This window comes from Amycolatopsis sp. CA-128772 (assembly GCF_002904295.1).
In the GTDB taxonomy this organism is placed as follows: domain Bacteria; phylum Actinomycetota; class Actinomycetes; order Mycobacteriales; family Pseudonocardiaceae; genus Amycolatopsis.
Genome location: NZ_PPHG01000025.1, coordinates 1 through 25,552, shown reverse-complemented (window position 1 = coordinate 25,552; position 25,552 = coordinate 1). Strand labels below are relative to the sequence as shown.

The 25,552-nt window shown below is 75.4% G+C and carries 13 protein-coding genes and 1 pseudogene; 4 read left to right on the top strand and 10 right to left on the bottom strand.

Annotation, left to right across the window (positions count from 1 at the left end):
- Positions 1–174 precede the first annotated feature (174 nt).
- The 3 genes and pseudogenes from C2L59_RS10395 to C2L59_RS10385 all read left to right on the top strand — a co-directional run bounded on the left by C2L59_RS10395 (position 175) and on the right by C2L59_RS10385 (position 14,442).
- Positions 175–8,073 (top strand): annotated as a pseudogene (locus C2L59_RS10395) (amino acid adenylation domain-containing protein).
- A gap of 13 nt (positions 8,074–8,086) precedes the next feature.
- Complete coding sequence (locus tag C2L59_RS10390; protein WP_103349318.1) at positions 8,087–13,459, top strand: condensation domain-containing protein; 5,373 nt, start codon at positions 8,087–8,089, stop codon at positions 13,457–13,459.
- Positions 13,456–14,442 (top strand): 3-oxoacyl-ACP synthase, encoded by a 987-nt coding sequence (locus C2L59_RS10385; RefSeq protein WP_103349317.1) that lies wholly within the window; start codon positions 13,456–13,458, stop codon positions 14,440–14,442. Before C2L59_RS10390 ends, C2L59_RS10385 begins: the two co-directional genes overlap by 4 nt.
- 44 nt (positions 14,443–14,486) lie before the next feature.
- On the opposite strand, the gene C2L59_RS48760 is transcribed toward C2L59_RS10385, so the two are convergent.
- The 10 genes from C2L59_RS48760 to C2L59_RS10340 all read right to left on the bottom strand — a co-directional run bounded on the left by C2L59_RS48760 (position 14,487) and on the right by C2L59_RS10340 (position 24,172).
- On the bottom strand, positions 14,487–15,698 hold the full coding sequence (locus tag C2L59_RS48760; RefSeq protein WP_233223390.1) for a Calx-beta domain-containing protein: 1,212 nt from the start codon (positions 15,696–15,698) through the stop codon (positions 14,487–14,489).
- Positions 15,699–15,787: 89 nt separating this feature from the next.
- Complete coding sequence (locus C2L59_RS48755; RefSeq protein ID WP_233223389.1) at positions 15,788–16,030, bottom strand: hypothetical protein; 243 nt, start codon at positions 16,028–16,030, stop codon at positions 15,788–15,790.
- A gap of 455 nt (positions 16,031–16,485) precedes the next feature.
- A complete protein-coding gene (locus C2L59_RS10375; RefSeq protein ID WP_103349316.1) occupies positions 16,486–17,724 on the bottom strand; it encodes an NAD(P)/FAD-dependent oxidoreductase in 1,239 nt (412 codons plus the stop codon).
- A complete protein-coding gene (locus tag C2L59_RS10370; protein ID WP_103349315.1) occupies positions 17,721–19,271 on the bottom strand; it encodes an NAD(P)/FAD-dependent oxidoreductase in 1,551 nt (516 codons plus the stop codon). The genes C2L59_RS10375 and C2L59_RS10370 overlap by 4 nt, the downstream gene beginning before the upstream one ends.
- Complete coding sequence (locus C2L59_RS10365; protein ID WP_370444729.1) at positions 19,268–19,990, bottom strand: class I SAM-dependent methyltransferase; 723 nt, start codon at positions 19,988–19,990, stop codon at positions 19,268–19,270. The genes C2L59_RS10370 and C2L59_RS10365 overlap by 4 nt, the downstream gene beginning before the upstream one ends.
- Positions 19,991–19,995: 5 nt before the next feature.
- Positions 19,996–20,316 carry a lycopene cyclase domain-containing protein gene (locus tag C2L59_RS10360; RefSeq protein ID WP_103349313.1) on the bottom strand — a complete coding sequence of 107 codons (321 nt, stop codon included), beginning with the start codon at positions 20,314–20,316 and terminating at the stop codon, positions 19,996–19,998.
- Entirely contained in the window at positions 20,313–20,654 is a 342-nt protein-coding gene (locus C2L59_RS10355; RefSeq protein WP_103349312.1) for a lycopene cyclase domain-containing protein, read from the bottom strand. The genes C2L59_RS10360 and C2L59_RS10355 overlap by 4 nt, the downstream gene beginning before the upstream one ends.
- A gap of 1 nt (position 20,655) precedes the next feature.
- Positions 20,656–21,618, bottom strand: coding sequence for a phytoene/squalene synthase family protein (locus tag C2L59_RS10350; protein WP_103349311.1), 963 nt, complete (start codon positions 21,616–21,618; stop codon positions 20,656–20,658).
- Positions 21,615–23,090, bottom strand: a complete 1,476-nt coding sequence (gene crtI, locus C2L59_RS10345; RefSeq protein ID WP_103349310.1) for a phytoene desaturase family protein — start codon at positions 23,088–23,090, stop codon at positions 21,615–21,617. Before crtI ends, C2L59_RS10350 begins: the two co-directional genes overlap by 4 nt.
- Entirely contained in the window at positions 23,087–24,172 is a 1,086-nt protein-coding gene (locus C2L59_RS10340) for a polyprenyl synthetase family protein (protein ID WP_103349309.1), read from the bottom strand. Before C2L59_RS10340 ends, crtI begins: the two co-directional genes overlap by 4 nt.
- 376 nt (positions 24,173–24,548) lie before the next feature.
- On the opposite strand from C2L59_RS10340, the gene C2L59_RS10335 reads away from it, so the two are divergent.
- Positions 24,549–25,421 carry a MerR family transcriptional regulator gene (locus C2L59_RS10335; RefSeq protein WP_103349308.1) on the top strand — a complete coding sequence of 291 codons (873 nt, stop codon included), beginning with the start codon at positions 24,549–24,551 and terminating at the stop codon, positions 25,419–25,421.
- Positions 25,422–25,552: the final 131 nt, after the last annotated feature.

Here is a 25,552-nt window from a genome sequence, read left to right as displayed (position 1 = left end):
CCTGTGGTCACCGGCAAGAACGGTCCGATCCCTCGTTCGGCGGCTTGCCGCTGCCGGTCGGCCGCTGGAAGTATCCAACGATCGCTCGCCGGAAACGCGGGAAAACCGTTCCGGCACCGCGCATCGAACCCGCGCATCGGACACTCGCGCATCGGACACTGGGGATTTCTGGGAATGACTGCCACGACGGGCACCGTCAGCGGCGTGGGCGATCTGCTCGCGGACCGCGTGTCCCGCGCACCCGCCGAGACCGCGGTGGTCAGCGGCGGCACCCGGCTGAGCTACGCGGAACTGGCCACCCGCAGCGACGAACTGGCGGCTCGCCTCGCGGACCGGGGCGTGGGCCTCGAGAGCCGGGTCGGGCTGCTGGTGGAGCGCGGGGTGGACCTGGTGGTGGCGGTGTTCGCGGTGCTCAAGGCAGGCGCGGCGTACGTGCCGGTGGATCCGGCGCATCCGGCACCGCACCGGGCCGCGCTGCTGGCCGCCGCCGGAGCCGGGCTGGTGGTGACCCAGCCGGAGCTGGCGGGTGAGGTGCCGCCGGAGTGTGAAGCGCTGTTCGTGGCGGCGCCGGGTGACGGCGGCGGGCGTGCGGTGACCGGCTCGCCTGCGGAGGGCGACGCGGGGTGGCTGGCGGCGCCCGGGACCAGCGGCGAGCGTGCGCCCGGCCGTGCGGTGACCACCACCCCTCCCACCGACGGCTCGATCCCGCCCCGGCCCCGGGTCCGGCCCAACAACCTCGCCTACGTCCTCCACACCTCCGGCTCGACCGGCCGGCCCCGCGGCGTGCTCGGCACCCACCACGGCCTGCTCAGCCTGTTCGCCGCCCACCGGGCGCAGATCTTCGAACCCGCCGCCCGGGCCGCCGGGCGGCGGCTGCGGGTGGCCCACACCGCCTCGCTGTCCTTCGATGCCTCCTAGGTTCCGCTGCTGTGGCTGCTGGCCGGCCACGAACTGCACGTGCTCGACCGGCCGACCCGGCTCGATCCGCGCGCCACGGTCGCCGCGCTGGCCGACGCGCGGGTCGATGTGCTCGACGAGACTCCCTCCTACCTCCGGATGCTGCTGCTCGCCGGGCTGCTCGACGGGCCCGCGCGGCCGCGGGTCGTCCTCACCGGTGGTGAGCCCGTCGACCCCGGGCTCGGGGCCGCGCTCATCGCCGCCGGGGTCACCGTCCACAACGCCTACGGCACCACCGAGACCACTGTGGACAGTCTGGTGTGCCCGGCCGTGCCGGACGGGCCGCCCGTGCTCGGGCGGCCCGTCGCCGGGACGCGGGCCCGGGTGCTGGACGCCGGGCTGCGGCCGGTGCCGCCCGGCGGTACCGGGGAGCTCTGGCTCGCCGGGGACGGCCTCGCCCGCGGCTACCTCGGCGCGCCGGGGGCGACCGCAGCCGCCTTCGTCGCCGATCCCGCCGGGCCGCCCGGCGCGCGGATGTACCGCACCGGTGACCGGGTGCGCCGCCGGGCCGACGGCCTCCTCGACTTCCTCGGCCGCACCGACCACCAGGTCAAGATCCGCGGGATCCGCGTCGACCCGGCCGAGGCCGAGGCGGTCCTGGCCGGGCACCCCGCACTGGCCGCCGCGGCCGTCGTGGCGCGGCGGGGCGGCCGCGACACCGACCATCTGGTCGCCTACGTCGTACCCGTCACCGCGCCGGCGCCGCCCCCGGCCGAGCTGCGGGCGTTCCTGCACCGGCGGGTGCCGGAGCACCTCGTGCCCGCCCGGTTCGTCGAGCTGGCCGGGCTGCCGTTGACGGCCGCCGGCAAGGTCGACCGCGCCGCGCTGCCCGCGCCGGACGACCGGCCCGGCGAAGCTGCCCGGGACGCCACCGAAGAACTGGTCGCCGCCGTCTGGCGGGAGGCGCTCGGCCTGCCGCACGTCGGCGTCTCGGCCGGCTTCGTCGAGCTCGGCGGCGACTCGATCCTCGCGATGCGGGTGGCCGGCACGCTCAACCGGCGCCTGGGCACGGCGTTGCCGGCCCGGGCCGTTTTCGAACACCGCACGGTCGCCGGGCTCGCGGCGGCGATCCCCGCCGCGCACGGCGGCCACGCACCGGGGCGGGCCGCGCCGGCGGCCGCGCTGCCGCTGTCGTCCGGCCAGCAGCGGCTCTGGTTCCTCGACCAGCTCACCCCGGGCGGCGCGGAGTACAACACCAGCGCCGGGTTCCGGCTGCGCGGGCCGCTGTCCGCCGACGCGCTGGCGAGCGCCCTGACCACCCTGGCCGAGCGCCACGAGTCCCTGCGCACCACGTTCCCCACCGTGCGGGGCCGCGGGGTCCAGGTCGTCGGGCCGCCCGCGGAGGTCCGGCCGGACGTCCGCGTCCCCGAAGACGTCGAGGGCGAGCTGCTCGCCGAGGTGCAGCGCCCCTTCGACCTCGCCCACGGCCCGGTGTTCCGCGCGACGGTGTTCGAGGTCGGGGCGGACCACCACCTGCTCGTGCTGGTGCTGCACCACATCGTCACCGACGGCTGGTCGATGGGGGTGCTCGCGGACGAGCTCGGCCGGCTGTACTCCGCCGCGGTGCGCGGCACGGCGGCCGGGCTGCCACCGCTGCCGTTGCGTTACGCCGACTTCGCCGCCTGGCAGCGGGAACGGCTGGCCGGCGCCGAGCTGGACGACCGGATCGCCTACTGGGAGCGGCAGCTGGCCGGCGTCCCGGCGCTGGAGCTGCCCACCGACCGGCCGCGCCCCGCGGTGCGCGGGACGGCGGGCGCGACGCACCGATGCACCGTGCCCCCGGCCGTCACCGCCCGGCTGGCGGAGCTCGGCCGGGAGCGCGGCGCCACCCTGTTCATGACCCTGATCGCGGCCACGCAGGTGCTCTTCGCGCGCTACACCGGCCAGCGCGACATTGCGCTCGGCACGGTCACCGCCGGGCGCTCCTGGGACGAACTGGCGGGGCTGGTCGGCTTCTTCGTCAACACGGTCGTGCTCCGCTCCCGGCTCGACGGCGACCCGTCCTTCGCCGCCTTCCTCACCGACGTCCGTTCGACCGTGCTCGACGCGATGGCCCACGACGACGTCCCGTTCGGCCGCCTGGTCGAACTGCTCGCCCCGGACCGCGACGCGAGCCGGTCACCGCTGGTCAACACCATGGTGGTGCTGCAGAACGCGCCGTCGGCCACACCGGAGCTCAGCGGCCTGGCGGTCGAGGAGCTCGACCTGCCCCGGCGGTCGGCGCAGTTCGACCTGACCGTGGAGTTCGAGCCGCGCGACGGCGGCCTGCGCACCGTCATCGACTACAGCACCGAGCTGTTCGACGCGGAAACGATCCGGCGGCTGGCGGAGAACCTGCTGGCCCTGCTCGAAGGCATCGCGGACGATCCCGGGCGGCGGCTGTCGCGGCTGCCGTGGCCGGCCCCGGCGCAACGCCGCGAGCTGCTGGCCGCGGGCCGCGCGGTCGCGGACGGCCCCAGGCTGAGCGTGCCCGAGGTCTTCGCCGAGCGCGTCCGCGAACACCCCGACGCGCTCGCGGTGACCTGCGCCGGCGCGGCCCTGACCTACCGCGAGCTCGACACGCGGGCGAACCGGCTCGCGCACGGCCTGATCGCGCACGGCGCCCGGCCCGACACCCGGATCGGCCTGTGCGTGCCGCGGGGCCTCGACGCGGTCGTCGGGATGCTGGCCGTCCTGAAGGCCGGTGCCGCCTACGTCCCCCTGGACCCGCGCTACCCGGACGAGCGGCTGGCGTTGCTGCTGGAAGATTCCGGGGCCACGGCCGTGCTCACCACCCGGGCGGTGCGGGACCGCGTCCCCGCCGGGACACCCGTGCTGGCCCTGGACGGCGGGTGGGCGGCCGACCGGCCCGGTGGTGCCCCGGCGCGCGGGCCCCGGCCGGGGAACCTGGCCTGCGTGCTCTACACCTCCGGGTCCTCGGGCCGGCCGAAGGGTGTGCTGATCGAGCACCGCTCGGTGACCCGGCTGTGCGCCGACCCGTACGCCCGGCTCGGCCCGGACGACGTCGCCACGCAGTACGCGCCGCTGTCGTTCGACGCCTCGACGCTGGAGATCTGGGGCGCGCTGCTGTCCGGGGCCCGGCTGGCCGTCGACACCGACGACGTGCCGTCGGTCGACGCCCTCGGCGCCTTCGTCCGCACCGAAGGCGTCACCTCGCTCTGGCTGACCGCGGGGATGTTCCACGAGGTGGCCGCGGCCGACCCCGGCGTGTTCGCCGGGCTGCGGCGGCTGGTCTCCGGCGGTGACGTCCTGTCGCCGCAGCAGTGCGCGCGAGTGCTGCGGCGGTGCCCGGACCTGGAACTGGTCAACGGCTACGGGCCCACCGAGAACACCACGTTCACCGCCTGCCACCGCGTCCGCGACCGCGACGCCGGCCGCCCGGTCCCGATCGGGCGGCCGATCACCGGGACGACCTGCCTGGTCCTGGACCGCCACCTCGACCCGGTGCCGGCCGGGGTGCCCGGCGAGCTGTACGTCGGCGGCAGCGGACTGGCCCGCGGCTACCTGGACCGGCCCGGCCTGACCGCGGACCGGTTCGTCGCCGACCCCTTCGGGGACGGCACCCGGCTCTACCGCACCGGCGACGTCGTGCGCTGGCGCGCCGGGACCGGCTGGGTGCTCGACTTCCTCGGCCGGTCCGACGACCAGGTCAAGATCCGCGGCTTCCGGATCGAGGTGGGCGAGATCGAGGCGGCGCTGCGGCGGCACCCGGACGTCGGCGAGGCCGTCGTGCTGGCCCGGGAGGACACCCCCGGGCACAAGCGGCTGGCCGGGTACGTCGTGCCCCGGCGCCCGGTCGAGACCGCCGCGCTGCGCGAGTTCCTCGGCAAGAGCCTGCCGGGCCACCTCGTCCCCGGCGCGCTGGTGCTGCTCGACCGGTTCCCGTTGACGCCGCAGGGCAAGATCGACCGCCGCGCGCTGCCCGCGCCGCGGACCGCCCGCGCCCACACCGCCCCGCGCGGGGCCGCCGAGGAGCTGGTGACCCGCGTGTGGGCCGAGGTGCTGGGCGTGGAGCGCGTCGGGGCGGCGGACAACTTCTTCGAGCTGGGCGGCGACTCGATCCTCGGCATCCAGGTGGTGGCGCGGGCCCGGCAGCTCGGGCTGCGCCTGAGTGCGAAGGACGTCTTCCTCCGGCAGACCCCGGCGGCGCTGGCCGCGGCCGGCGTCTGGGCCGGACCGGCGGTGCGCGAGGCACCCCGGCCGTCCGGCCCGGTGCCGCTGTCGCCGATCCAGCACTGGTTCTTCGAGACGATCACCGAGCGGCCCGGGCACTTCGGCCAGTGGGTGTCGGCCGAGGTCGGCCCGGACGTCGACCGCGCGGCGCTGCGCACGGCGGTCGAGGCGCTGGCCGGTCACCACGACGCGCTCCGGCTGCGCTTCCGGCGCGTCGGCGGCGAGTGGCGGCAGGAATACACCGACCCGGTGCCGGTCTTCCGTGCCGGTCCCGTGTCCACAATGGACCTGTTCGAGCTGGACGGCGGAGCGTTGTTCACGGCGGTCCTGGACGGCTCGCGCCTGCTCCTGGCCGCCCACCACTTGGTCGTGGACGGCGTCTCGTGGCGGATCCTCCTCGCCGACCTGCGCGCGGCTTACCGGGCAGCGCACGCGGGCCGCCCGGTGGAGCTGCCGCCCCGGACGACGTCGTTCGGCGACTGGTCGCGACGGCTGGCCGAGCACGCCGCCGCGGGCGCGTTCGACGCCCAGCTCCCGTACTGGCACCGGGCGTCCGAGGGCGCCGGCGCGCGCCCGGACGGCGACCCGCGCCGGCCGGGCGCGGTCACGGCCCGGCTCAGCGCGGGGGAGACGGCGGCGTTGCTGCGCGAGACCCCGGCGGCGTACCGCACCCGGATCGACGACCTGCTGGTGAGCGCGCTCGCCCGGGTGCTCGCGAGGTGGCTCGGCGACGACCGGGTCGTGCTCGAGCTGGAGGGCCACGGCCGCGAGGAGATCTTCGGCGACGTGGACCTGTCCCGGACGGTCGGCTGGTTCACGACGCTGTACCCGTGCGCGGTGGAGGTGCCGCGGGACGGCGGCTGGGGCGCGGTGCTCAAGGCGGTGAAGGAGGCGTTGCGCGCGGCGCCCGACCGCGGCCTGGGGTACGGCGCGCTGCGGTACCTGGGGGAGAAGCCGGTCCCGGTGCCGCGGCCGGCGGTGGCGTTCAACTACCTGGGCCGGTTCGACCTCGGGGACGGTGCACCGGAGGACGGCGAGCTGTTCCGCTCGGCGCCCTCCGCGATCGGGCTCACCCGCGCCCCGCACCGCACCGGCACCGCCCGGCTGGACGTCACCGCGGCCGTCACCGCCGCGGGCGAGCTCGAGTTCGAGTGGACCTACTCCCCGGGCGTCCACGACGAACCGGCCGTCACCCGCCTGGCCGCCGAGGTGCTCGCCGCCCTCCGCGAAATCACCGCCCACTGCGCCGACCCGGCCGCCGGCGGCGGGACCCCCTCGGACTTCCCGCTCGCCGCCGCCAGCCAGCCGGAGCTCGACCGGCTGCTCGGCGACGGCCGCAACGTCGAGGACGTCTACCCCCTCACCCCGATGCAGGCCGGCATGCTGTTCCACAGCCTGTCGGAACCGGGCACCTACCTCGAGCAGCTCTGCTTCACCCTCACCGGCGTCGGCGCCCCCGCCGCGCTGGAACGCGCGTGGCGGAAAGCCGTCGAGGAAATCCCGGTCCTGCGCACCGCCGTGCGCTGGACCGGCGTGCGCGAACCGGTCCAGGTCGTGCACCGGGCCGTCACCCTGCCGGTGACCGTGCACGACTGGCGATCCCGGCCCGGGGACGAAGCCGAGGTGCTCGCCGCGGACCGCGACGCCGGGCTGGATCCCGCCGTGCCACCCTTGATGCGCGTCACCCTCCTCCGGCTGGCCGACGACCGGATCCGGACCCTGTGGACCTTCCACCACGTCATCCTGGACGGCTGGAGCGTCTTCGAAGTCCTCACCGACGTCCTCGCGCACCTGTCCGGGCAGCCCGCCCGGCGCCGCCGCCCCTTCTCCGACCACCTGGCGTGGCTGGCCCGCCAGGACGCGGCCGCGGCCGAAACCCACTGGCGGAAGGTCCTTTCCGGGCTCACCCCGACCCGGCTGCCCTACGACCGCCCGCCCGGCCGGGCCCACCGCACCCGCTCGACGTCCACAGTGGAACGCCGGCTGTCCGTTGCGGAGTCACGGAAGCTGGCCGCCTTCGCCCGGCGCCACCGGCTCACCGTCAACGCCGTCGTGCAGGGCTCGTGGGCGCGGCTGCTCGCCCGCCACGGCGGCGACCCGGACGTCTGCTTCGGGGCCGTGGTGTCCGGCCGGCCGGCCGAACTGCCCGGGGTGGACGCGATCGCCGGCATGTTCGTCAACACCGTGCCGGTCCGCGTCACCGTCGCGGAGGCGGAGGACCGGCCCGGCTGGTTCCGGCGGCTGCAGGCCGAGCAGGCCGAGGCACGCCGGTTCGGGCACGTCTCGCTCGCCGCCCTGCGCCGCTGGAGCGGGCTGCCCGCCCCGGCCGGCCTCTTCGACAGCATCGTCGTGTTCGAGAACTACCCCTTCGACCGGGACGCCTTGGCCGCGCACGGGTTGCACGTCGCGGACCTGGCCGCCGTCGAGATCACCAACTACCCCCTGGCCCTCGTCGCCCACGGCAGCGCACGCGACGACGAACCCCTGACCCTGGCGCTCGGCTACGACCCCGCGCTGTTCGACGCGAGCACGGCCGAGGCCCTCGCCGGCGAACTCACCGACCTGCTGCGGGAACCCGCCCGGCCGGCCGCCCCGCCCCGGGACCGCCCGCGGCCGGCGCCGGTGCCCGGCCCCGCCGACGCCGCCTACCTCGCGCCCCGCACCGCGACCGAGCGGACGCTGAGCCGGATCTGGGCCGAGGTGCTCGCCGTCGACGAGGTGGGTGTCGACGACGACTTCTTCGCCCTCGGCGGCGATTCGCTGCTGTGCCTGCGCGTCACCGCCCGGCTGCGCGCGGACTTCGGCGCCGCGCTGCCGCCGCGGGCCCTGTTCGACAACCCCACCGTCGGGGCGCTGGCCCTGCTGCTGGAGCACCCCACGGTCGAAGCACTGGGCCGGGCGGTGGACCGCGGCCTCAACCCGCCGAAGGACTACGAGCTCTAGGAGGTCGGAGCCGGTGCGCAACGACGACGTGGCGATCATCGGGGTGGCCGCCCTGCTCCCGGGCGCCCACGGGCTGGACGCCGTGCACGACCTGCTCGCCGGCGGCCGGGACGTGGTCGGGCAGCCCGCCGCGGAACGGCTGCGGGAGAACGGCTTCCCGGCCGGGCCCGGCTACCTGCCGATGGGCTACCTCGACCGGATCGACCGGTTCGACCACCGGTTCTTCGGCGTGCCGCCGGCCGAGGCCGCGTGGATGGATCCGCACCAGCGGCTGATCCTGCAGCTGGCCCACGAAGCCCTCGAGAACGCCTGTTACGCGCCCCAGGCGCTGCGGGGATCGCGGACCGCGGTCGTGCTCGGGAGCTCGCGGTCGGACTACGAAGACCTCTTCGAGGAGGAGGACCCGCAGCAGATCCTCGGCATCATCGGGGCGGCGCCGGCCGCGCGGATCAGCTACCGGCACGACTTCACCGGGCCCGCGCTCGTCCTCGACACCGCGTGCAGCGGCAGCCTGGTCGCCATCGCCCACGCCGCCGCCCTGCTCCGCAGCGGCGCCGCGGACCTGGCCCTGGCGGGCGGCATCAGCGTGCGGCCGGTGCCGATCCGCGAGGCCGGGCACGTCCCGGTCCGCGGCGTCGAGTCGCCGGAGGGCCGGTGCCGCCCGTTCGACGAGAAGGCGACCGGTGCGGTCGGCGGCGAAGGCGGCGGGATCGTCGTGCTCAAGCCGCTGGCGGCCGCGCTCGCCGACGGCGACCACGTGCACGCGGTGCTGAAGGGCATCGCGGTCAACCACAACGGCTACCGGATGGCCAGCATGAGCGCGCCCAGCCGGGCGGCGCAGACCGAGGTGATCACCGCGGCCTGGCACGACGCCGGCGTCGACCCGGCCACCGTCGGGTACGTCGAGTGCCACGGCTCGGCCACCCCGCTCGGCGACGTCGTCGAGGTCGAGGCCCTGCGCCAGGCCTTCCTCGACGCCGGCGTGACGACGCCGTCCTGCGCGATCGGCTCGATCAAGGGCAACATCGGGCACCTGGACAACGCCGCCGGCGTCGCCGGGCTGGTCAAGGTGCTGCTCAGCGTGCAGCGCGGCGTCCGCTACCCGACCGCGCACTTCGAGACGCCCAACCCGCTGATCGACTTCGGCGGCCCGGTGCGGGTCAACCCGGCCTTCGGCCCGTGGGGCGAAGACGCCCCGCGCCGTGCGGGCCTGAGCTCCTTCGGGCTGACCGGCACCAACGTGCACGCCGTCGTGGAGCAGGCCCCGCCGGCCCCGGTGCCCGAGGAGGCGGCCGGAACCGAGCACCTGGTGACGGTGTCGGCGAAGTCGGCGGCCGCGCTCGCCGCCTACCGCGAGCAGGTCGCCGGGTTCGCGGAGAAGAGCGGCCACGGCGTGCTCGCCATCGGGCACGCGATGAACCGCGGCCGCGACGACCACCCCTTCCGCATCGCGGTGGTCGCCGGCGAACCCGAGGCACTGGCCGCGGCCCTGCGGTCGGCCGCCGTCCCGGACACCCCGGTCGCCGACGACCCGCCGGTGGTGCTGCTGTTCTCCGGGGACGGCGGGGCCGAGCCCGAGGTCTGGCGGGAGCTGTGCGCGGCGTGGCCGGTCCTCGGCGACGACCCGCTGCCCGCCGAGCCGGGACCGCGGCTGGTCGCCGTCCAGCACGCCCTGCACCGGCTGGCCCGGTCGCTCGGCCTCCCGGACACGCACCTCGTCGGGTCCGGCGCGGGCAACCTGTCGGTGCGGATCGCCCGCGGCGAGCTGTCCCTCGCGGACGGGCTGGCGGCCGCGGCGGACCGGGCCGTCGGTCCCGGGCTCGACTCCGCCCGGCTGGCCGAGGCGGTCCGCGGGTTCGTCCGCGACGGTGCGGTGCTGGTCGAACTGGGCACCGGCGGGGTGCTGTCCCGGACGATGCGCTGCCTGGCGCCCGGGCTCGGCTGCGTCGAGCTGGTCGCCGGCGGCGGCCGGCGGGCCGTGCTGCGGCAGCTGGCGTCGCTCTACCGGCTCGGCGTCCGGCTCGACTGGGACCGCCACTACGCGGGTGCGGTCGTGCCGCGGATCGAGGCCCCGGCGTACCCGCTGGAGAGCGTCCGCTGCTGGTGCCGGCCGGCGGGTACCCCGGCCGCCGAGGTCCCGGTGCCCGAAGCGCCGGCCGTGGTGTCCGATGTGGACACCGAGCGCCGGGTCGCCGAGGTCTGGGCCCGCGCCCTCGGCGAGGACGGCCTCGGCCCGGCCTCGGACTACTTCGCCCTCGGCGGGACGTCGATCGCGGCGATCACGGCGTTGCGCACCATGGAACGCGACTTCGGCGTCGAGCTGACGTTCGCCGACCTCTACGCCCACCCGACCGTGCGGGCCTTCGCCGCCCGCATCGAGGCGGCGTGCGCCGAGGGCGGCCGGTCCGGGGCCGGCTCCGCCGTGCCGGTGCTCCCGCGCGTCGGCCCGCTGCCGCTGTCGTTCGGCCAGGAACAGCTGTGGTACCTGGACCGGCTCAACCCGGGCTCCGCGCTCTACAACATCCCGCACGACCTGCGGCTGTCCGGCCCGCTGGACGAAACCGCGCTCGCCGGGGCGGTGCGGGACCTCGTCGGCCGGCACGAAATCCTGCGCACCTGCATCCCGGACGACGACGGCGTGCCGTTCGTGCGGCTCGCCGAACCCGGGCCGGACCTCGTCGTGCACGACCTGAGCACGCTGCCCGGAGCCGAGCGGGACGCGGCGGCGCACGAGCTGGCCGACCGGGAGGCCGTCCGCCCGTTCGACCTGGCCACCGGCCCGCTGGTGCGGATCACCCTGCTGCGCCTGGCCGCCGACGACCACGTCCTGCTCTGGACCTACCACCACATCGTCTTCGACGGCTGGTCGCCGACCGTCTTCTTCCGCGACTTCACCGAGCTCTACCAGGCCCGGCTGGCCGGGCGGGCGCCCGAGCTGCCGGACCTGCCCTTCCAGTTCGCCGACTTCGCGGCCTGGCAGCGGAAGCGGCTGACGGGGGAGACCCTCGAGCGTGGCCTGCGGTTCTGGCGCACCCGGCTGGCCGAGCCGCCCACCGCGCAGCTACCGCTGGACCGCCCGCGCCCGCCGGCCCAGACCTTCGACGGCGACCTCGTCGAGTTCACCGTGGCCGAACCGGCGGCCGAGGCCGCCCGCAGGTTCAGCCGCGAACACGGCGTGACGACGTTCGTCACGATGCTCGCGCTGGTCGACGCGCTGCTGCACCGCTGGGCAGGCTTCACCGACGTCGTCGTCGCGGTGGCCACCTCCGGCCGCACGCACCCGGCGACGCACGACCTGATGGGCTACTTCAACAACCTGCCGCCGTTCCGCACCCGGGTCGAGGGATCGCTGTCGTTCACCGGCCTGGTCCGGCGCTGCGCGGACACCGTCGCGCAGGTCCTCGACCACGAGGAAATCCCCCTGGAGAAGATCGTCTCGGCGGTGTGCGGGCCGCGCGAGCCCGGCCGCCAGCCTCTGTTCGACGTGGCCTACACCTACCAGAACGTCCCGCAGGACACCGCCGAGCTGGGCGGTCTCGGCTGCTCGCGGTTCTCCGAGAGCGGCACGATCGCGGGCATCGCGCCGGGCACCGCCAAGTTCGACCTCACCGTGGGCGTGATCGACCAGCAGGACGGGCCGATGGACGGCTACTTCGAGTACGCCACGGCCCTGTTCGACCGCGGGACGGCGGAGGCGCTCGCCCGGCTGCTGCCCGGCCTCCTCGACGCCGTGCTGCGCGAACCCGGCCGCCCGCTCGACGCACTGCCGGCCGTCGACGGCGAGCCGGTCCCCGCCACCACCCACCGGGAGCCCGCCGTGACCACACCCTCCTCAGTGGACAGTGACCCGGTCGTCCGTGCCGAGCACGTCCTCACCGCGATCTGCGCGGACCTGCTCACCGGCGGCCCGGTCTCGCCGAAGGACAACTTCTTCGACCTCGGCGGCGATTCCGTCCTCGGCGTCCGGGTGGCCGCCCGGGCGGCGAAGGACGGCGTCCACTTCACCCCGCAGCAGCTGCTGCAGTGCCGCACGCTCGCCGAGCTGGCGCGGGCCGCGGTCGTCGACGGCCCGGCACCGGCAACAGTGCCGTCCGGAGCCCCGGTGCCGGAGGTCGCGGCCGCGATCCCGCCGACCCCGATCATGCACAGCTTCCTGCGCCGGATGCCCGACGACGTCGGCGACTTCGTCGACGTGCACACGGTGGAAACCACACCCGAGGTGGCCCCCGCCGCCATCCGGACGGCGATCGGGCACCTGCTCGCCCTGCACGAACCGCTGCGCTACCGGCTGCGGCGCAACGCGCTCGGCGCCCGCCTGGAGGTCGCGGACGTGACCGTGGCGGACGTGTTCGACACGATGGTGCTCCCGCCGCTGGGCGCCGAGGAGGAGCTCGGCATCGTCGCGGACGACTGCCAGGCGATGAAGGCGGAGATGGACCCCGCCCGCGGGCCGCTGTTCCGCGTCCGTCACTACGACCGCGGCCGCGCCCGCGGCGGCCTGCTCGTGCTGCTGGTCAACCACTTCGTCTTCGACAACATGTCGACCGTGGTCGTCCTCGACGACCTCGACGTCCTGCTCGGCGACCTCACGGCGGGCCGCGCCCCGGCCCTCGCCCCGCGGCCGCCGCGGTGGCGGGAGTGGGCCGGGCACCTGCGGGCCATGGCGGCCTCCGACGAGCTCTCGGCGGAACTGACCTACTGGACGGCGACCCTGCGGGCGGGCGCGGCGGCCGGGACGATCGGCGGCCCGCCCGGCGACGGCATCACCACCCGGACCCTCGACGACCCGGCGGTGGCGACGCTGCTGTCGGCCGGCGGCGCCGAGGGCCGGGAAGCGGCGCTGTGCGCGGTCTCGTGCGGCCTGGCCCGGTGGCAGGACGCGCCGAGCGCGTTCGTGATGACCGAGGGCGAGGCCACGCCCAACCCGTTCCGGCTGGCCGGCCGCGGCCCGTCGGTGGGCTGGTTCACCACCCTGCACCCGCTGGTGCTGCCGGTCGCGCCGGGCACCACGGCCCGCGACTGCCTGCCGGAGATCACCGACCGCGCGCGGTCGGTGCCGAACGACGGCGTCGGCTACGGGATGCTGCGGCACCTCTCGCCGGACTCGCCCGGCACCGCGCGGCTGCGGGCCCTGCCCGAACCGGACGTCCTGGTGCTCCACGGGCCCAGCGACACCTCCGCGTTCGACTCCGGCGTCCGCCTGCTGCGCACCCGCTGGGACCTGTCGGTGAACCTGAAACGCGCGGTCGCCTCCTGGTTCCCGCTGGTCGTTACGAGCGCGGTGCGGGACGGCGCGCTGCGGCTGGCCGTGGCCGGCGGCGTCGGGGAGGACCGCCTGGACGCGCTCGCCGACGCGATCGTGGGCGCTTTCACCGAGCTGCCGTGATCGCCCTCGCCGCGTCGGCGTGGTACCTGCCCGAGACGTCGCTCGCCGTCGCCGAGCTGCCCGAGCTGGCCACCCTGCCGGAAGCCGAACGCGCCACCTGCGCCGCCCTGGGCATCGACCGGGTGCCCGCCGACGACTCGCTCACCGCGGCCGAGCTGGCCGCCCGGGCGGGCCGGCGCGCGCTGGCCGCCGCCGGCCTGGACGCCGGCGCCGTCGACGTCGTCCTGACCGTGGAACCGCGGGCCCCGCAGACGCTGGTCAGCTCGGAAGCCACCCGGCTGCAGGCGATGCTCGGCGCCGGGCGGGCGATGGCGTTTTCGGTCGGCGGCCTCGGCTGCGCGTCCCTCACCCCGGCCCTGCTGGCCGCGAGCGGGTTGCTGCGCGCCGACCCGGACCTGGCGAACGTGCTCGTGCTGCACGGGAGCAAACCCGCGACCCCCGGACGCTACCGCCACCCCGTCACGGTGAACGGCGACAGCGGGGGCGCGCTTCTGCTGCGTCGTCAGGGAAATCTCCGGATCCGCGACATCCTGCTGGAGACGAACGGTGCCTACGCGGACCTGTTCCGCGTCGAGTACCGCGACGAGGAGTTCGCGCGCTGGCGGGAAGTGTGCACCGATCCGGCGGCCTATTCGTTCCGGCTGGCCGTGGAGACCCGCAACCGGCTGCGGGCGCTGGTCGCCCGGCTCCTCGCCCGCAACGGCCTGAGCCCGGCCGACGTCGGCTGCTACCTCACGCAGAACCTGTCCACGGCCGCGTTCCGCAACTGGTCGGAGGCCCTCGGCGTCCCGATCGCGAAGGCGTGCTTCGAAAACCTGGCCCGCTGCGGCCACCTCGGGCCCAACGACGTCTTCTTCAACCTCGCGAGCGCCCGGGAAACCGGCGAGTTCGGCGGCCGCGCGGTCCTGCTCAACATCAGCCCGGCCGCGGCCTGGAGCGCCCTGCTGGTCACCACCGGAACCGGCACGGCGCACGAGCTGTGAGCCCGGGGCGGGCGGGGACCGCCCGCCCCGGGTGGTTCAGCGGATCACCGCCGGCAGGGGTGGCCCGCCGGGTGCGCGGCGGTGCCGTGCACGTCGGCCTGGGACTCCGCCAGCACGATCTTCGCCAGCGGGGTCTCCAGCGCGACGGCCTGCTGTTTCACGACGCCGTCGGCGATGGTCTGGCCGTTCAGCTTCAGCGAGCCGATGACCAGCGCGAGGGTCAGCGGCGCCGAGCCCACCGTGACCGGAACGCCGTTGATCTTCAGCGAGGCGATGTTCGAGCTGCCGGTCAGGGCCGGGGCGAGCCCGCCCGGAGCCGGCCGGCAGGTCGCCGCCGCCTCAGACTGGATCACGCCCAGCTCGATGGTCAGCCCGAGCGTGCTGATCACCGTCTTGTCGACCTTGGCCGACGCCTTGGCCTGGTCACCGGCCGCCGGAGCCGCCGACTGGTCGTCGGGGAACAGGTCGGTCGAGGAGGTCAGCGCGTGCGTCTGCACCTTGATCAGGCCGGCGTTCAGCGTCGTGTCGAGGACGGTCTTGCTGTCGTCGGCGCAGGGCAGGTTCGCCGGGTTCGCCACGGCCGCGGTGATGCCGATGACGTTCGCGGCGGTGCCGGTGCAGGAGAAGACGCCGTCCCGGTCGTCGTCGACGATCGTGGCGACGCCGGTGGGATCGACCAGCCCGGCGCCGATCGGGTTCGAGAGCGTCACGGTGAACGTCTCGTCCGGCTCGTCGACGGTGTCGGGGTCGACCGGCACGGTCACCGGCTTGCTCGTCTCACCGGGCGCGAAGGTCACGTCCCCGCTCGCCGCCTGGTAGTCGGCCGGGGCGGTCGCCGTGCCGTTCGCGGTGGCGTAGTGGACCGACACCGGGTTCGGGCCGGCGCCCCCGAGCAGCGAGACGGTGAAGGTGGCCGGCACCGGCGCGCCGCCGGAGCCTTCGGTCACCGTGACGTCGTCGATGCTCAGGCCGGGCACGCGCACCGTCGTCGTCTCGACGAACCCGCGGGACACGCCGTCGACCTGGCAGTCGACCGTGCAGTGGTACGTGCCCGGGGCGGCGTCGGCCGCCGCGGCGACGGTCTCGGTGAACGTCGCGACATCACCGCTGTTCACCTTGACGCTCGCCGGTGCGTTGGTCAGGGTCAGCTGCGGGTCGCAGCCGGTGACCTTCGGTGCCACCGTGACCTCGATGGACTTGATGCCGTTCAGGATGGCCTGCGACACCTGGTTCGACGGCACGTGGTCGAGCAGCACGCCGCCGGTGGCCGTGGCGATGGCGCTCGCCTGGCCGTAGGCGTCCAGCGCACCGACGTTGACCGCGACGACGCGGATGTTCGCCGCCTTCAGCGCGTCGATGGTCTGGGCGGGGTGTGCCCGCCGCTGGGGTCGTGCGACGGCGCGTCGCCGAACCAGGCGATGATGCGCGTGCCGTCGGCACGGTAGCTGACGGCTCCGGTGGCCAGTTCGTAGAGGGCGTTGAGGTCGGCTTCGGGCCCGTCACCGCCGCCGCCGGCCGACCACTGATCGATGCCGGCCTGCACGGCGGCGGTGCTGCCGGTGATGGCCTGATTGACCTCGAAGGGCACGGAGCCGGTGAAGTCTTTGGTACTCGGCCACGCCGAACTGGGCGGTCGGCTGCGCGGACAGCACGTCCCCGGTGATGGCGTTGGCGTTCGTGCGGACGTTGTCGATCGCGCTGCCCATGCTGCCCGGGGTCCGCGAGCAGCACGAGGCCGGGGTTCGGCGGCACGGCGGAGGTGGTGACGTGCTTGGTGACGTCGGTGCTCTCCCCGGCGGCGAGCGTGAGGTCGACGGTGGCCGGATCGACGCCGGGCGGCGCCGCGGCCGCCACCGCGGCCGGGGCGAGCAGGGCACTGACCGTGGTCAGCGCGACGAACAAGGACTTCCGCGACATGAACTTTCCTCCGAGAGGCCGGATTACTGTGGGTTGCCTCGGGAAGACGGAAGAAGCGGGCGCAATCGCGGCGGTTTTCGCCGGGCGGGAGCGCACTTCCGCCCGGATGTCGTAGTGCGGGACGGCTCAGTGGTCCGCGCGGCCGGTCCGGCCGAGGTCGGCGAGCACGGCCCGCGCCGCCCGTGCGCCGGACGCCAGGGCGCCCTGCAGGGAGCTCGTGTCCCGGTGGTCGCCGCAGACGTACCGGCCGTCGCCCAGCCGGACCGGGCGGCGGATCCCGTGCGGCGGCGGCATCGCCGGCAGGCCGTGGGTGATCTCGTACCGGCCGACCAAGGGCCAGCGGGTCGCGTCCGTGCGGTACATCCGGCCCAGCACCCGGCGCACCTCGGCTTCCGGCAGCGTGCTCAGCGCCGACGCGCTCACCAGCGCCGCGCCCGGCGGGGCGTAGGAGGGACACACCTCGCTGACCACGCTGGTGCTGGTGACCGGCCCGCCCCGCGCGTCGACCACGATGACGGGTTCGCGCAACGGCGAGCGCGGCGGCGCGAAGTACCACGTGGTCCCGCTGTTCCACCGGGGCTCTTCGACGCCGGTGAGCCGCGCGGCCGTCGAGCCGTCGGTGGCGACGACGACCGCGCGGGCCGTCCACGTCTCGCCGCCGGCGGTGCGGACCCGGCCGGGCCGGACCTCCGCGACCGGCGTGCCCAGGTGGAGGGCCGTCGTCGGCAGGGTCCGGGCGAGCTGCCGCGGGAGCTCGCCCATGCCCAGGGCGGGCAGCGACGGGGCCGAGCGCAGGAAACTGCGCCACACCAGCTGGAAGAACCGCGCCGACGTGGCCAGCTCGGATTCCAGGAACACCCCGGAGAGGAACGGCCGGAAGACGGTTTCCACGGCCCGGGCGGACACCCCGGCGCGCCGCAGCTCGTCGAGCGTGGTGCGGTCGTCGCGGTCGATGATCGCCTTCGCCGGTCCCGCGGCGACGCGGGCGGACAACGCGCCGAGCGCCGCGAGGTCCTTCGCCGACAGGTACCGCCGGGCCGCGATGTCCCGCAGTGCCTTGGGCGTGTCGACCGGGTTCCCGAGCAGGGAGACGCGGTCGTCGTCGGCGATCCGGACCGCGCGCCAGAACCGGCCGAGGTCGAGGGCGTCGACGTCGGCCAGGCGCCGGATCGCCGGGTAGGCCGGGTTGAGGATCTGGAACCCCCGGTCGAGCCGGAACCCGTCCACGACGTCGGTCCGCACCCGCCCGCCGACGTCGTCGCCGGCCTCCAGGACGGCGCACGGCACGCCCGCGCGGTGCAGGGTGATGGCGGCGGCCAGCCCGGCCAGGCCGGCGCCGGCGATCACGACTTCGTGGTCGGTCATCGCCCACCTCCGCCGAAGGACCTGGTCGCCGCGAGCCGGTTCAGCAGGCCGATCCGGCCCCGGTTCGGCACCGAGCGCAGCGGGTGCCCGGCGAGGCCCCAGCCGGCGAGCAGCGCGTTCGCCGCGGCCCAGCCGGTGGTGGCCGCGCGCTCCATCAGCGCGACCGGCAGGTCGATCCGCACCCCGTCGCCGGCCAGGGCCAGCGCCGGGTCCGGGGTGGTCACCGCCGGGCGGCGGGCGAAGTCGCCGAGCCCGAACAGCGGGCAGTCCTCGCGCCACAGGGAAATCGCGCCGGTCACCCGCGCGCCGAGGGTTTCCGGGTAGAGCGCGTGCATCCGGTCGTCGACCGCCTTGACCAGCGTCTCGCGGTCGTCGGTCGCGGCGGCGTAGGCGTGCAGCTCGACCACCGAACCGCCGGTGCGGGCCGCCCACCGCCGGGCCTCGCCCTCGTACCGGCCGAGCAGGCTGATGTTGTCCAGCGGCGGCACGCTCCCGGTGCCGAGGAACGGCGGCCGGGCCGGGTCGAGCGGCCGGTCGAGCCACAACCGGCGCACCAGGAACGGCGGTGCGGTCCGCAGACCCGCGACGGCGTCCCGCCATTCCGGCGTGCCGACACCCGGCGACGCGGCGACGATCTCCTGCAGCCCGCGCACGTCACAGGCGAGGACGACGGCGTCGAACGGCGTGGTGTCCCCGGCCGTGGTGACCGCGAACCCCTCGGCCGTCCGGTCGAGGGACGCCACCGGCGTGCCGGACCGGATGGTCACCCGGCGGTCGGCCAGGTAACCGGCCAGCGGATCCCACAGCGCCTGCGGGAACGGCTCGGCCGGCACGTCGAACACCAGCCCTTCGCTGGAGCCCAGGAAGTACAGGTGGAACATGGTCGCCAGCTCCGCCGCGGAGAGCTCGCGGGGATCGGCGAAGAAGCTGCGGGAGAACACCTCGAACGCCAGGTGCCGGGCCGCTTCCGGGAAGTTGATCGCCTCCAGGAAGCTCGCGGCGTCGGTGCCGTCGAGCCGGTGGTAGACGTCCGGGACCGACACCGTCGCCAGCGGCAGGGCGCCGGGTCCGTTGAGGCGCAGCAGGTCCCGGGCGGTGAACGTCGGGCTGCGCCAGGCGAACGCGAGCGCGTTCCACGGCGGCGTCCGGGGGAGGCCGGCGAAGGTGTCCGTGCGGCCCTGCGCGTCCAGCAGCGGGTAGTCGGCCAGCGGGGTGAGCCGGTCCAGCCCGGGATCGGTGCGCATCAGCAGCGACCGCAGGTTGTAGTACTGGCGGAAGAACGCGTGGAAGCCCCGGCTCATCGTCACCGGCGTCCCGTCCGGCAGCCGGTCGGCCCAGCCGCCGACCCGGCCGCCGAGGTGCTCCTCCCGCTCGAACAGCGTCACCGTGACGCCGCGCTCGGCCAGCCCGGTGGCCGCGGTGAGACCCGCGATGCCGCCCCCGATGACGGCCGCCGCCGGCCGCCGCCCGAGCCGTCCGGCGTCGGGCAGGCCGGGCGGGGCCGGCCGGGTCTCGAGCCGCCGGTCGGTGCCGAGGGGACGCGTCACGGGTGCTCCAGCGGGTGGGTGCCGAGGACGGTGTGGACGATGCCGCGCTGCCAGCCGGGCATCGACGCGGTCCGGACGTCGGTGAACCCGGCGTCGGTCAGCCGGCGGGCCAGCGCGCCGATCCCGTCGAACTCGAGGACGCTGCGGCGCAGGTGGCGGTAGAGGGTCGCGTCGCCGGTGGTCGCCTTCCCGAGCGGGATGATCACGCCCGCGCAGACCGCGTTCCACACCCACCGGGCGCGGCGCGAGTCCCGGACGGAGTACTCGTGGATCGCGATGCGGCCGCCGGGCCGCAGCAACCCGCGCAGCCGCCGCAGCTGCCCGGTGGGATCGGTGAGGTTGCGCAGCAGGTACGCCGCCAGGATCCCGTCGTACGGGCCGGAGATCCCGGCGAGCTCCTCGACCGGGGTGTGCACGAAGGTGACGTGCGGGGGCCAGTCCTTGGCGCGGGCCCGCGCGAGCATCTCCCCGGAGGCGTCGAACGCGGTGATCTCCGCGCGGGGCGCGGCCGACAGCAGCGCGGCCGTCGACGCGCCGGTGCCGCAGCCGGCGTCCAGCAGCCGCAGGCCCGCCCCGCCGGCGGGCAGCGCCAGCCGGCCCGCGGAGAGCCGCAGGTGGTGGTGGTAACCGGGGTTCGCGCCGACCAGCCGGTCGTACCACCGCGCTTCGGTGTCGAACGCGGACGGCACCGCGCCGCGGGGCAGGCCGTCCTTCGCCATCGCGTTCACGCGCGCTCCTCCCGGGGCCCGGTTCGTTCCCACACCAGCAGTACCGCCGTCACCAGCGCGAACCCGAAGAGGAAGTCCTCGACCGGGATGTCCCACGGGAAGCGCCAGCCGGTGATGTGCCCGGGGGCGTAGCGGACGATCGGATCGGACAGCTTCGTCAGCCAGCCGTCCACCGGGATCTGGAACGCGGTGACGATGGCCATCGTGAACCAGTAGGCCGGGCGCCGGAACAGGCCTGTCCGCAGCAGGCGGAGTTCGGCCAGCACGACGCCGGCCACCGCGGCGACCGCGGGCACGGTGTAGCCCCAGGGGATCACCGGCGCGCCTCCTTCCGGGTGAGCCGCCGGAGCGCCGCGGCGGTGAGCTGGACGGCCTCGTAGGTCAGCAGCCCGCAGATCGGGATCACCACGAAGAACAGGACCTCCTCCAGCGGGACGGCGAACGGCGCGCGGATCCCGGTCACGCGGCCCGGCGCGTAGTCCCACACCCGGCCCGCGATCGCCAGCGCGTCCCACACGAGGAACACCAGCGCCACCGGCAGCACCGTGCGGGCCAGCCGCCGCGGCTGCCGGTACACGCGCGCACCCGCGAGTTCCAGCGGCAGCGTGACCAGCACGCAGGCCGCCAGCACGATGAGGTATTCGAGCTGGCCCACGTCAGTTCACCGCCACCGGGAGGGCCGGCGCGGGGTGGCGGGCCCGCGCCCACTGCGTGCGGGCGACCGCGCCGCAGGCCACCAGCAGCCGCCGCCCGCGGGAAACCGCTGCGCGCCCGGCGAAGACGTCGTGGCCGGCGTCCTCGAGGCGATCGAGGATCCGTCCGTACAGGGTGGCCGCGGTGGCCACGCAAGGGCGGGAAACCGGGTGCAGCATGGCGATCCCCGGCCGGGCCTCGGCGTACACCTCGCGGGTGACGGCGATCTGCGCGCGGATCGCGGCCCGGACGCGGTCGTCGGCCCGGCCGTGCCGGGCGCACCACGCCAGCCGGTCGCGGTCGACGCCGTGCGCGGCCAGTTCGTCGGCCGGCAGGTAGACCCGCCCGCGGGCCAGGTCCTCGGCGACGTCACGCAGGAAGTTGGTGAGCTGGAAGGCCTTGCCCAGCGCGGCGGCCCGCGGCTCGGCCTCCTCGCGCGGGGCGACGGTGCCGAGCACCGGCAGCACCTGCAGGCCGATCACCTCGGCCGAGCCGTGCACGTAGGTGTCGAGCTCGGCGCGGGTGGCGTAGCCGCCGACGGTCAGGTCCATCCGCATCGACGTGAAGAAAGCCCGGAAGTACGCGTCGGCCAGCGCGTACCGGGCCGCGGTGTCGATCACGGCGGTGAGCAGCGGATCGTCGCTGACGCCGGCCTTCAGGTCGGCGAGGAAGCGGTTCTCCACTTCCAGCAGGCGCTCGTCGAGGGACTCCGGGGTCGCGTCCACGGCCGGTTCGTCGACGATGTCGTCGAGCCACCGCGCGAAGCCGTAGAGCGCGTGGATCGCCGGCCGCTGGGCCGGGGTCAGCAGCCGCGTGGCGAGGAAGTACGTGCGGCCGTGCCGGGCGTTGAGTTCGCGGCACCACGTGTAGGCCGAGCGCAGCCCGGGTGCGCGGATGCCGGCGGCGTCGAGTTCGCGTCGGGTCATCGGTTCCCTCCGGTGATCCGGTCGGCGGCCAGTCTGCCGGAGATCAGCACGGTCGGCACGCCCACACCGGGCACGGTGGCGCCGCCGGCCAGCACGGCGTTGTCCGTCCCGCGCGGGAGGTTCCGCGGCCGGAACGGGCCGGTCTGGGCGAAGGAGTGCGCGTAGCTGAACGGCGTCCCGGCGACCAGGCCGCGCTCCGCCCACTCGGCCGGGCCGAGCACGTGCGTGAACTCCGGTTCGAAGCCCGGCAGCAGCCGCTCCCGGGCGAGGTCGAGGATTTCCTCGGCGTAGGCCTCCGATCCGGTGGCCCAGTCCGCGGGGCCGCGGTCGAGGTTGGGTACCGGGGCGAGCACGGAGTAGAGCTGGCGGCCGGGCGGGGCGAGCCCGGGATCGGACGCGGTCGGCCGGGTGATCAGCAGCGACGGGTCGCTCATCCGCCGTCCCTGCGTGATGAGCTCGTCGAACGTCGAGCGCCAGCCGTGCCCGAAGGAGATCGTGTGGTGGGCGACGTCCGGCGGCCCGGCGGGGCCGCCGGCGTGCACGACCAGGGCCGAGGGCGCGGCCCGGAGCGGGACCGGCCGGCGCGGCGGCCGGCCGAGCAGGCGGTAGCTCTCGGGCAGTTCGGTGGTGAGGACGACGGCGTCGCACGGGTACCGGCTCCCGGAGGCGGTCCGGACGGCGGTGACCCGGCTTCCGCGCCGCTCGAGGGTGTGCACGGCGTCGCCGTACTCGAACTTGACCCCGGCGTCGGCCGCGACGCGGGCCAGCGCGCGCGGCAGGGCGGCGATCCCGCCGGTGGGGAAGTACACCCCGCCGACGGTGTCCATGTACGAGATCACCGCGTACAGCGCGAGCGCCCGCATCGGGGACTCGCCCGCGTAGAGGGCCTGGAAGGTGAACACCCGCTTGAGCCGCTCGTCGGCGAGGAACCGGCCGACCTGGCCGTCGAGCCGCCGGAAGCCGCCCAGGGCCACCAGCCGGGCCAGCTCCGGCCGCAGCATGCCGAGCGGGGAGTCGATGTTCGCGTCGACGAACCGGCCGAACTCGGCGCGGTACAGCTCCGTCAGCCAGGCGCGCAGGCGGGTGTAGCCCGCGGCTTCGGCCGGGCCGGCGAACTCGCGGACGGCCTCGGTCATGGCGGCCGCGTCGGAGTGCACCGGCAGGGTGCTGCCGTCGGCGAACCGGGCGACGTACGCCGGGTCGAGCCGGGTCAGCGGCAGTTCCTCGGTCAGCTGGGCGCCGACCGCGGCGAAGGTGTCCCGCAGGATCGAGGGCATGGTCAGCACGGTCGGGCCGGTGTCCAGGAGGTAGCCGTCGCGCTCGACGCGGCCCGCGCGGCCGCCCGGGCCGGCGTCGCGCTCGAGGACGGTGACCTCCCGGCCGCGGCCGGCCAGGTGCAGGGCCGCGGCGAGGCCGGCCAGGCCGGCGCCCACGACGACGACGCGGTCGGCCGGGCCGGGCACGGTCCTCATCGGTCGCGGTCCGTGCAGCGGGCCGCGAGCGTGGCGAGCAGGTCGGCGGCCGGCCGGGGGACCACCGCGGGGTCGATCGCCGCGAGCGCCTTGTCGGCGCGTTCCCGGATCAGCTCGCCCAGGCGTTCCCGCGCGCCGGTGGCCACGATCAGCTCCCGCCAGCGCTCGACGGCTTCGTCGTCGACGGCCGGGAGGTCGAGCAGCTCGGCGAGGTCGGCCTGCCGCCGCCGGTCGGCCATCGCCGCGGCTAGCACGACGACGCTGGAGGCCTTGCGGTCGCGCAGGTCCTGCCCGGCGGGCTTGCCGGTGACGGCCGGATCGCCGAACACGCCCAGCAGGTCGTCGCGGAGCTGGAACGCCTCGCCCACCAGGCCGCCGAACTCCGAGAGCCCGGCGGTCAGCTCCGGGCCGCAGCCGGCCAGCGCCGCGCCGAACTCCAGCGGCCGCCGCACGGTGTAGTTGCCGGACTTGCGGCGCAGGACGTCGAGCAGCGTGTCCCAGCTGGGCAGCGCCCGCGCGTCGTTCACCAGGTCGGCGAGCTGGCCGACGGCGAGTTCGGCCCGCATCGAGTCGTAGTGCGGCCAGGCCCGGGCCAGCTGCGCCGGCGCCAGCCCGCTCTCGCGCAGCAGCTGCTCCGACCACACCAGGAACAGGTCGCCGAACAGCGTCGCGGCGGACTCGCCGAACCGGGTGGCCGAGCCGGCCCAGCCCTGCTCCTCGTGCCACCGGGCGAACCGGACGTGCAGCGCGGGCCGGCCCCGCCGCAGCTCTGAGCCGTCCATCACGTCGTCTTGGACCAGGGCGAAGCAGTGCAGCAGCTCCAGCGCGGCGGCCGCCCGGACCGCGGCGTCGGAGTCCGGCTGCCCGCACCGCCAGCCGACGTAGGCGAACAGGGGCCGGAGGCACTTCCCGCCCGCGACGAACTCGGGTACCGCGGTTTCCGCGAGCGCGCCTTCGCTGCGTCCGGCGAAGTGCTCGGCCGCCCGGTCCCTGACGAAACCGTGCGCTTCGGCCAGGAACCGCCGGCCGAGCGCGTCCAGCCGATCGGCCGGCGCCGCCTCCGGCGTCGTCGTCGCGGTCATCCGCCGCCCTCCCACATTCAGGCTATTCGATTCGCAACCGTTTCATACAGGGTGTAGCTTGTCCACTTGAACGAGCGAAGACGTGGCGGCGGCCCGGATCGATCGGTGTTGCATCGAAGCGGCTTTCCTGTGAACGGGGCGGTGATGCCACGCACCGCCCCGCCGGACCCGCCGTCACCCCTCGGCGGGGGTCCGGCATCCGGCGGCGCCCGGACTCCACACCGGGCGTCGCCGGATGTGTGCCGGATAAACCGTGAGCTGGGTCACAATCGGCCTCTGTAGGCGGGATTGTTTAGGACAAGCGGTGCCGGACGGCCGCCCGATGCCGTATCCGTAAGAGCGGACGAGGGCTCTGCGTGTAGGAACGTTGGTGTTGATGGACGTCGACGCGGTGGGTGGCCGGGGCTCGTGGACGCCCGGCAAGGTCGCCGAGCTGCTCGGCGTCTCCCCGGTGACGCTGCGCACCTGGGCGGCCCGCTACGACGTCGGCCCCTCCCTGCGCGACGACGGCCGCCACCGGCGCTATTCCGACGCCGACGTCCGCCGCCTCCAGCACATGCAGCGCCTGATCGGCCGGGGCTTGCGCGCCCGCGAAGCCGCCGCGGCGGTCTTCTCGGGCCTGGACGACATCGTCCCCGAGGTCCCGCCCGCCCGCCGAATCGAAGAGCTGGAGCAGGCGGCGGAGGCCCTGGACTTCGCGGCCTTGGCGGCGTTGCTGGACGAGCTGCTCGACGCACTGGGCCCGGCCCGCGCCTGGACCGACGTCCTGGTTCCGGTACTGGACGACCTCGGCGGCCGCTGGCTGCGCGGCGACGTGTGTTTCGAGTCCGAGTGGGCGTTGACGGGCGAGATTTCGCTGGCGCTCCAGCGCTACAGCGCCCGGTTCGCGAACATCCCACCGGGTCGAGCGGTACTGCTGGCGTGCTGCCCGGACGAGCGGCACAGCCTGCCGATGGAGGTCCTGCGGGCGGCGATGGTGGAGGTCGGCATCCCGGCGGTGTACCTGGGCCAGCTGGTCCCGGCGGAGACGACGGCGGCGATCGCGGCAAAGCTCGAGCCTGTGGCGACGTTCCTGTGGTCGATGTCGGCAGCCACGGCGGACGACGGACTGGCCCGCCGCATGCGGCGGCGGGGGTTCGACGTGGTGCCGGCGGGGCCGGGGTGGGAAAGCCTGGCCGGGCGGGACGTGGGGTGGGTGAACGACCTGGCGGGCGCGCTGGACCTGGCGGCTGAGCGGGTGAAGGGGTAGGCGGGGTCGGGGGCTCGGAGTGGGCTGGGTGTGTTGGGCCTGGTCGCGGAGCTGGTGAGGTTTCGAGGCGCCGGGTTGCCTGCTGAGCCGCGGGGTTTGCCGGGCGGCTGAGCTGGCGGAATCATCGGCCC

Coding starts and splice junctions, on each gene's coding strand:
- crtI (WP_103349310.1), bottom strand. CDS start 23,090: ATGAGGACCGTGCCCGGCCCGGCCGACCGCGTCGTCGTCGTGGGCGCC.
- C2L59_RS10350 (WP_103349311.1), bottom strand. CDS start 21,618: ATGACCCGACGCGAACTCGACGCCGCCGGCATCCGCGCACCCGGGCTG.
- C2L59_RS10340 (WP_103349309.1), bottom strand. CDS start 24,172: ATGACCGCGACGACGACGCCGGAGGCGGCGCCGGCCGATCGGCTGGAC.
- C2L59_RS10365 (WP_370444729.1), bottom strand. CDS start 19,990: ATGGCGAAGGACGGCCTGCCCCGCGGCGCGGTGCCGTCCGCGTTCGAC.
- C2L59_RS10375 (WP_103349316.1), bottom strand. CDS start 17,724: ATGACCGACCACGAAGTCGTGATCGCCGGCGCCGGCCTGGCCGGGCTG.
- C2L59_RS10335 (WP_103349308.1), top strand. CDS start 24,549: ATGGACGTCGACGCGGTGGGTGGCCGGGGCTCGTGGACGCCCGGCAAG.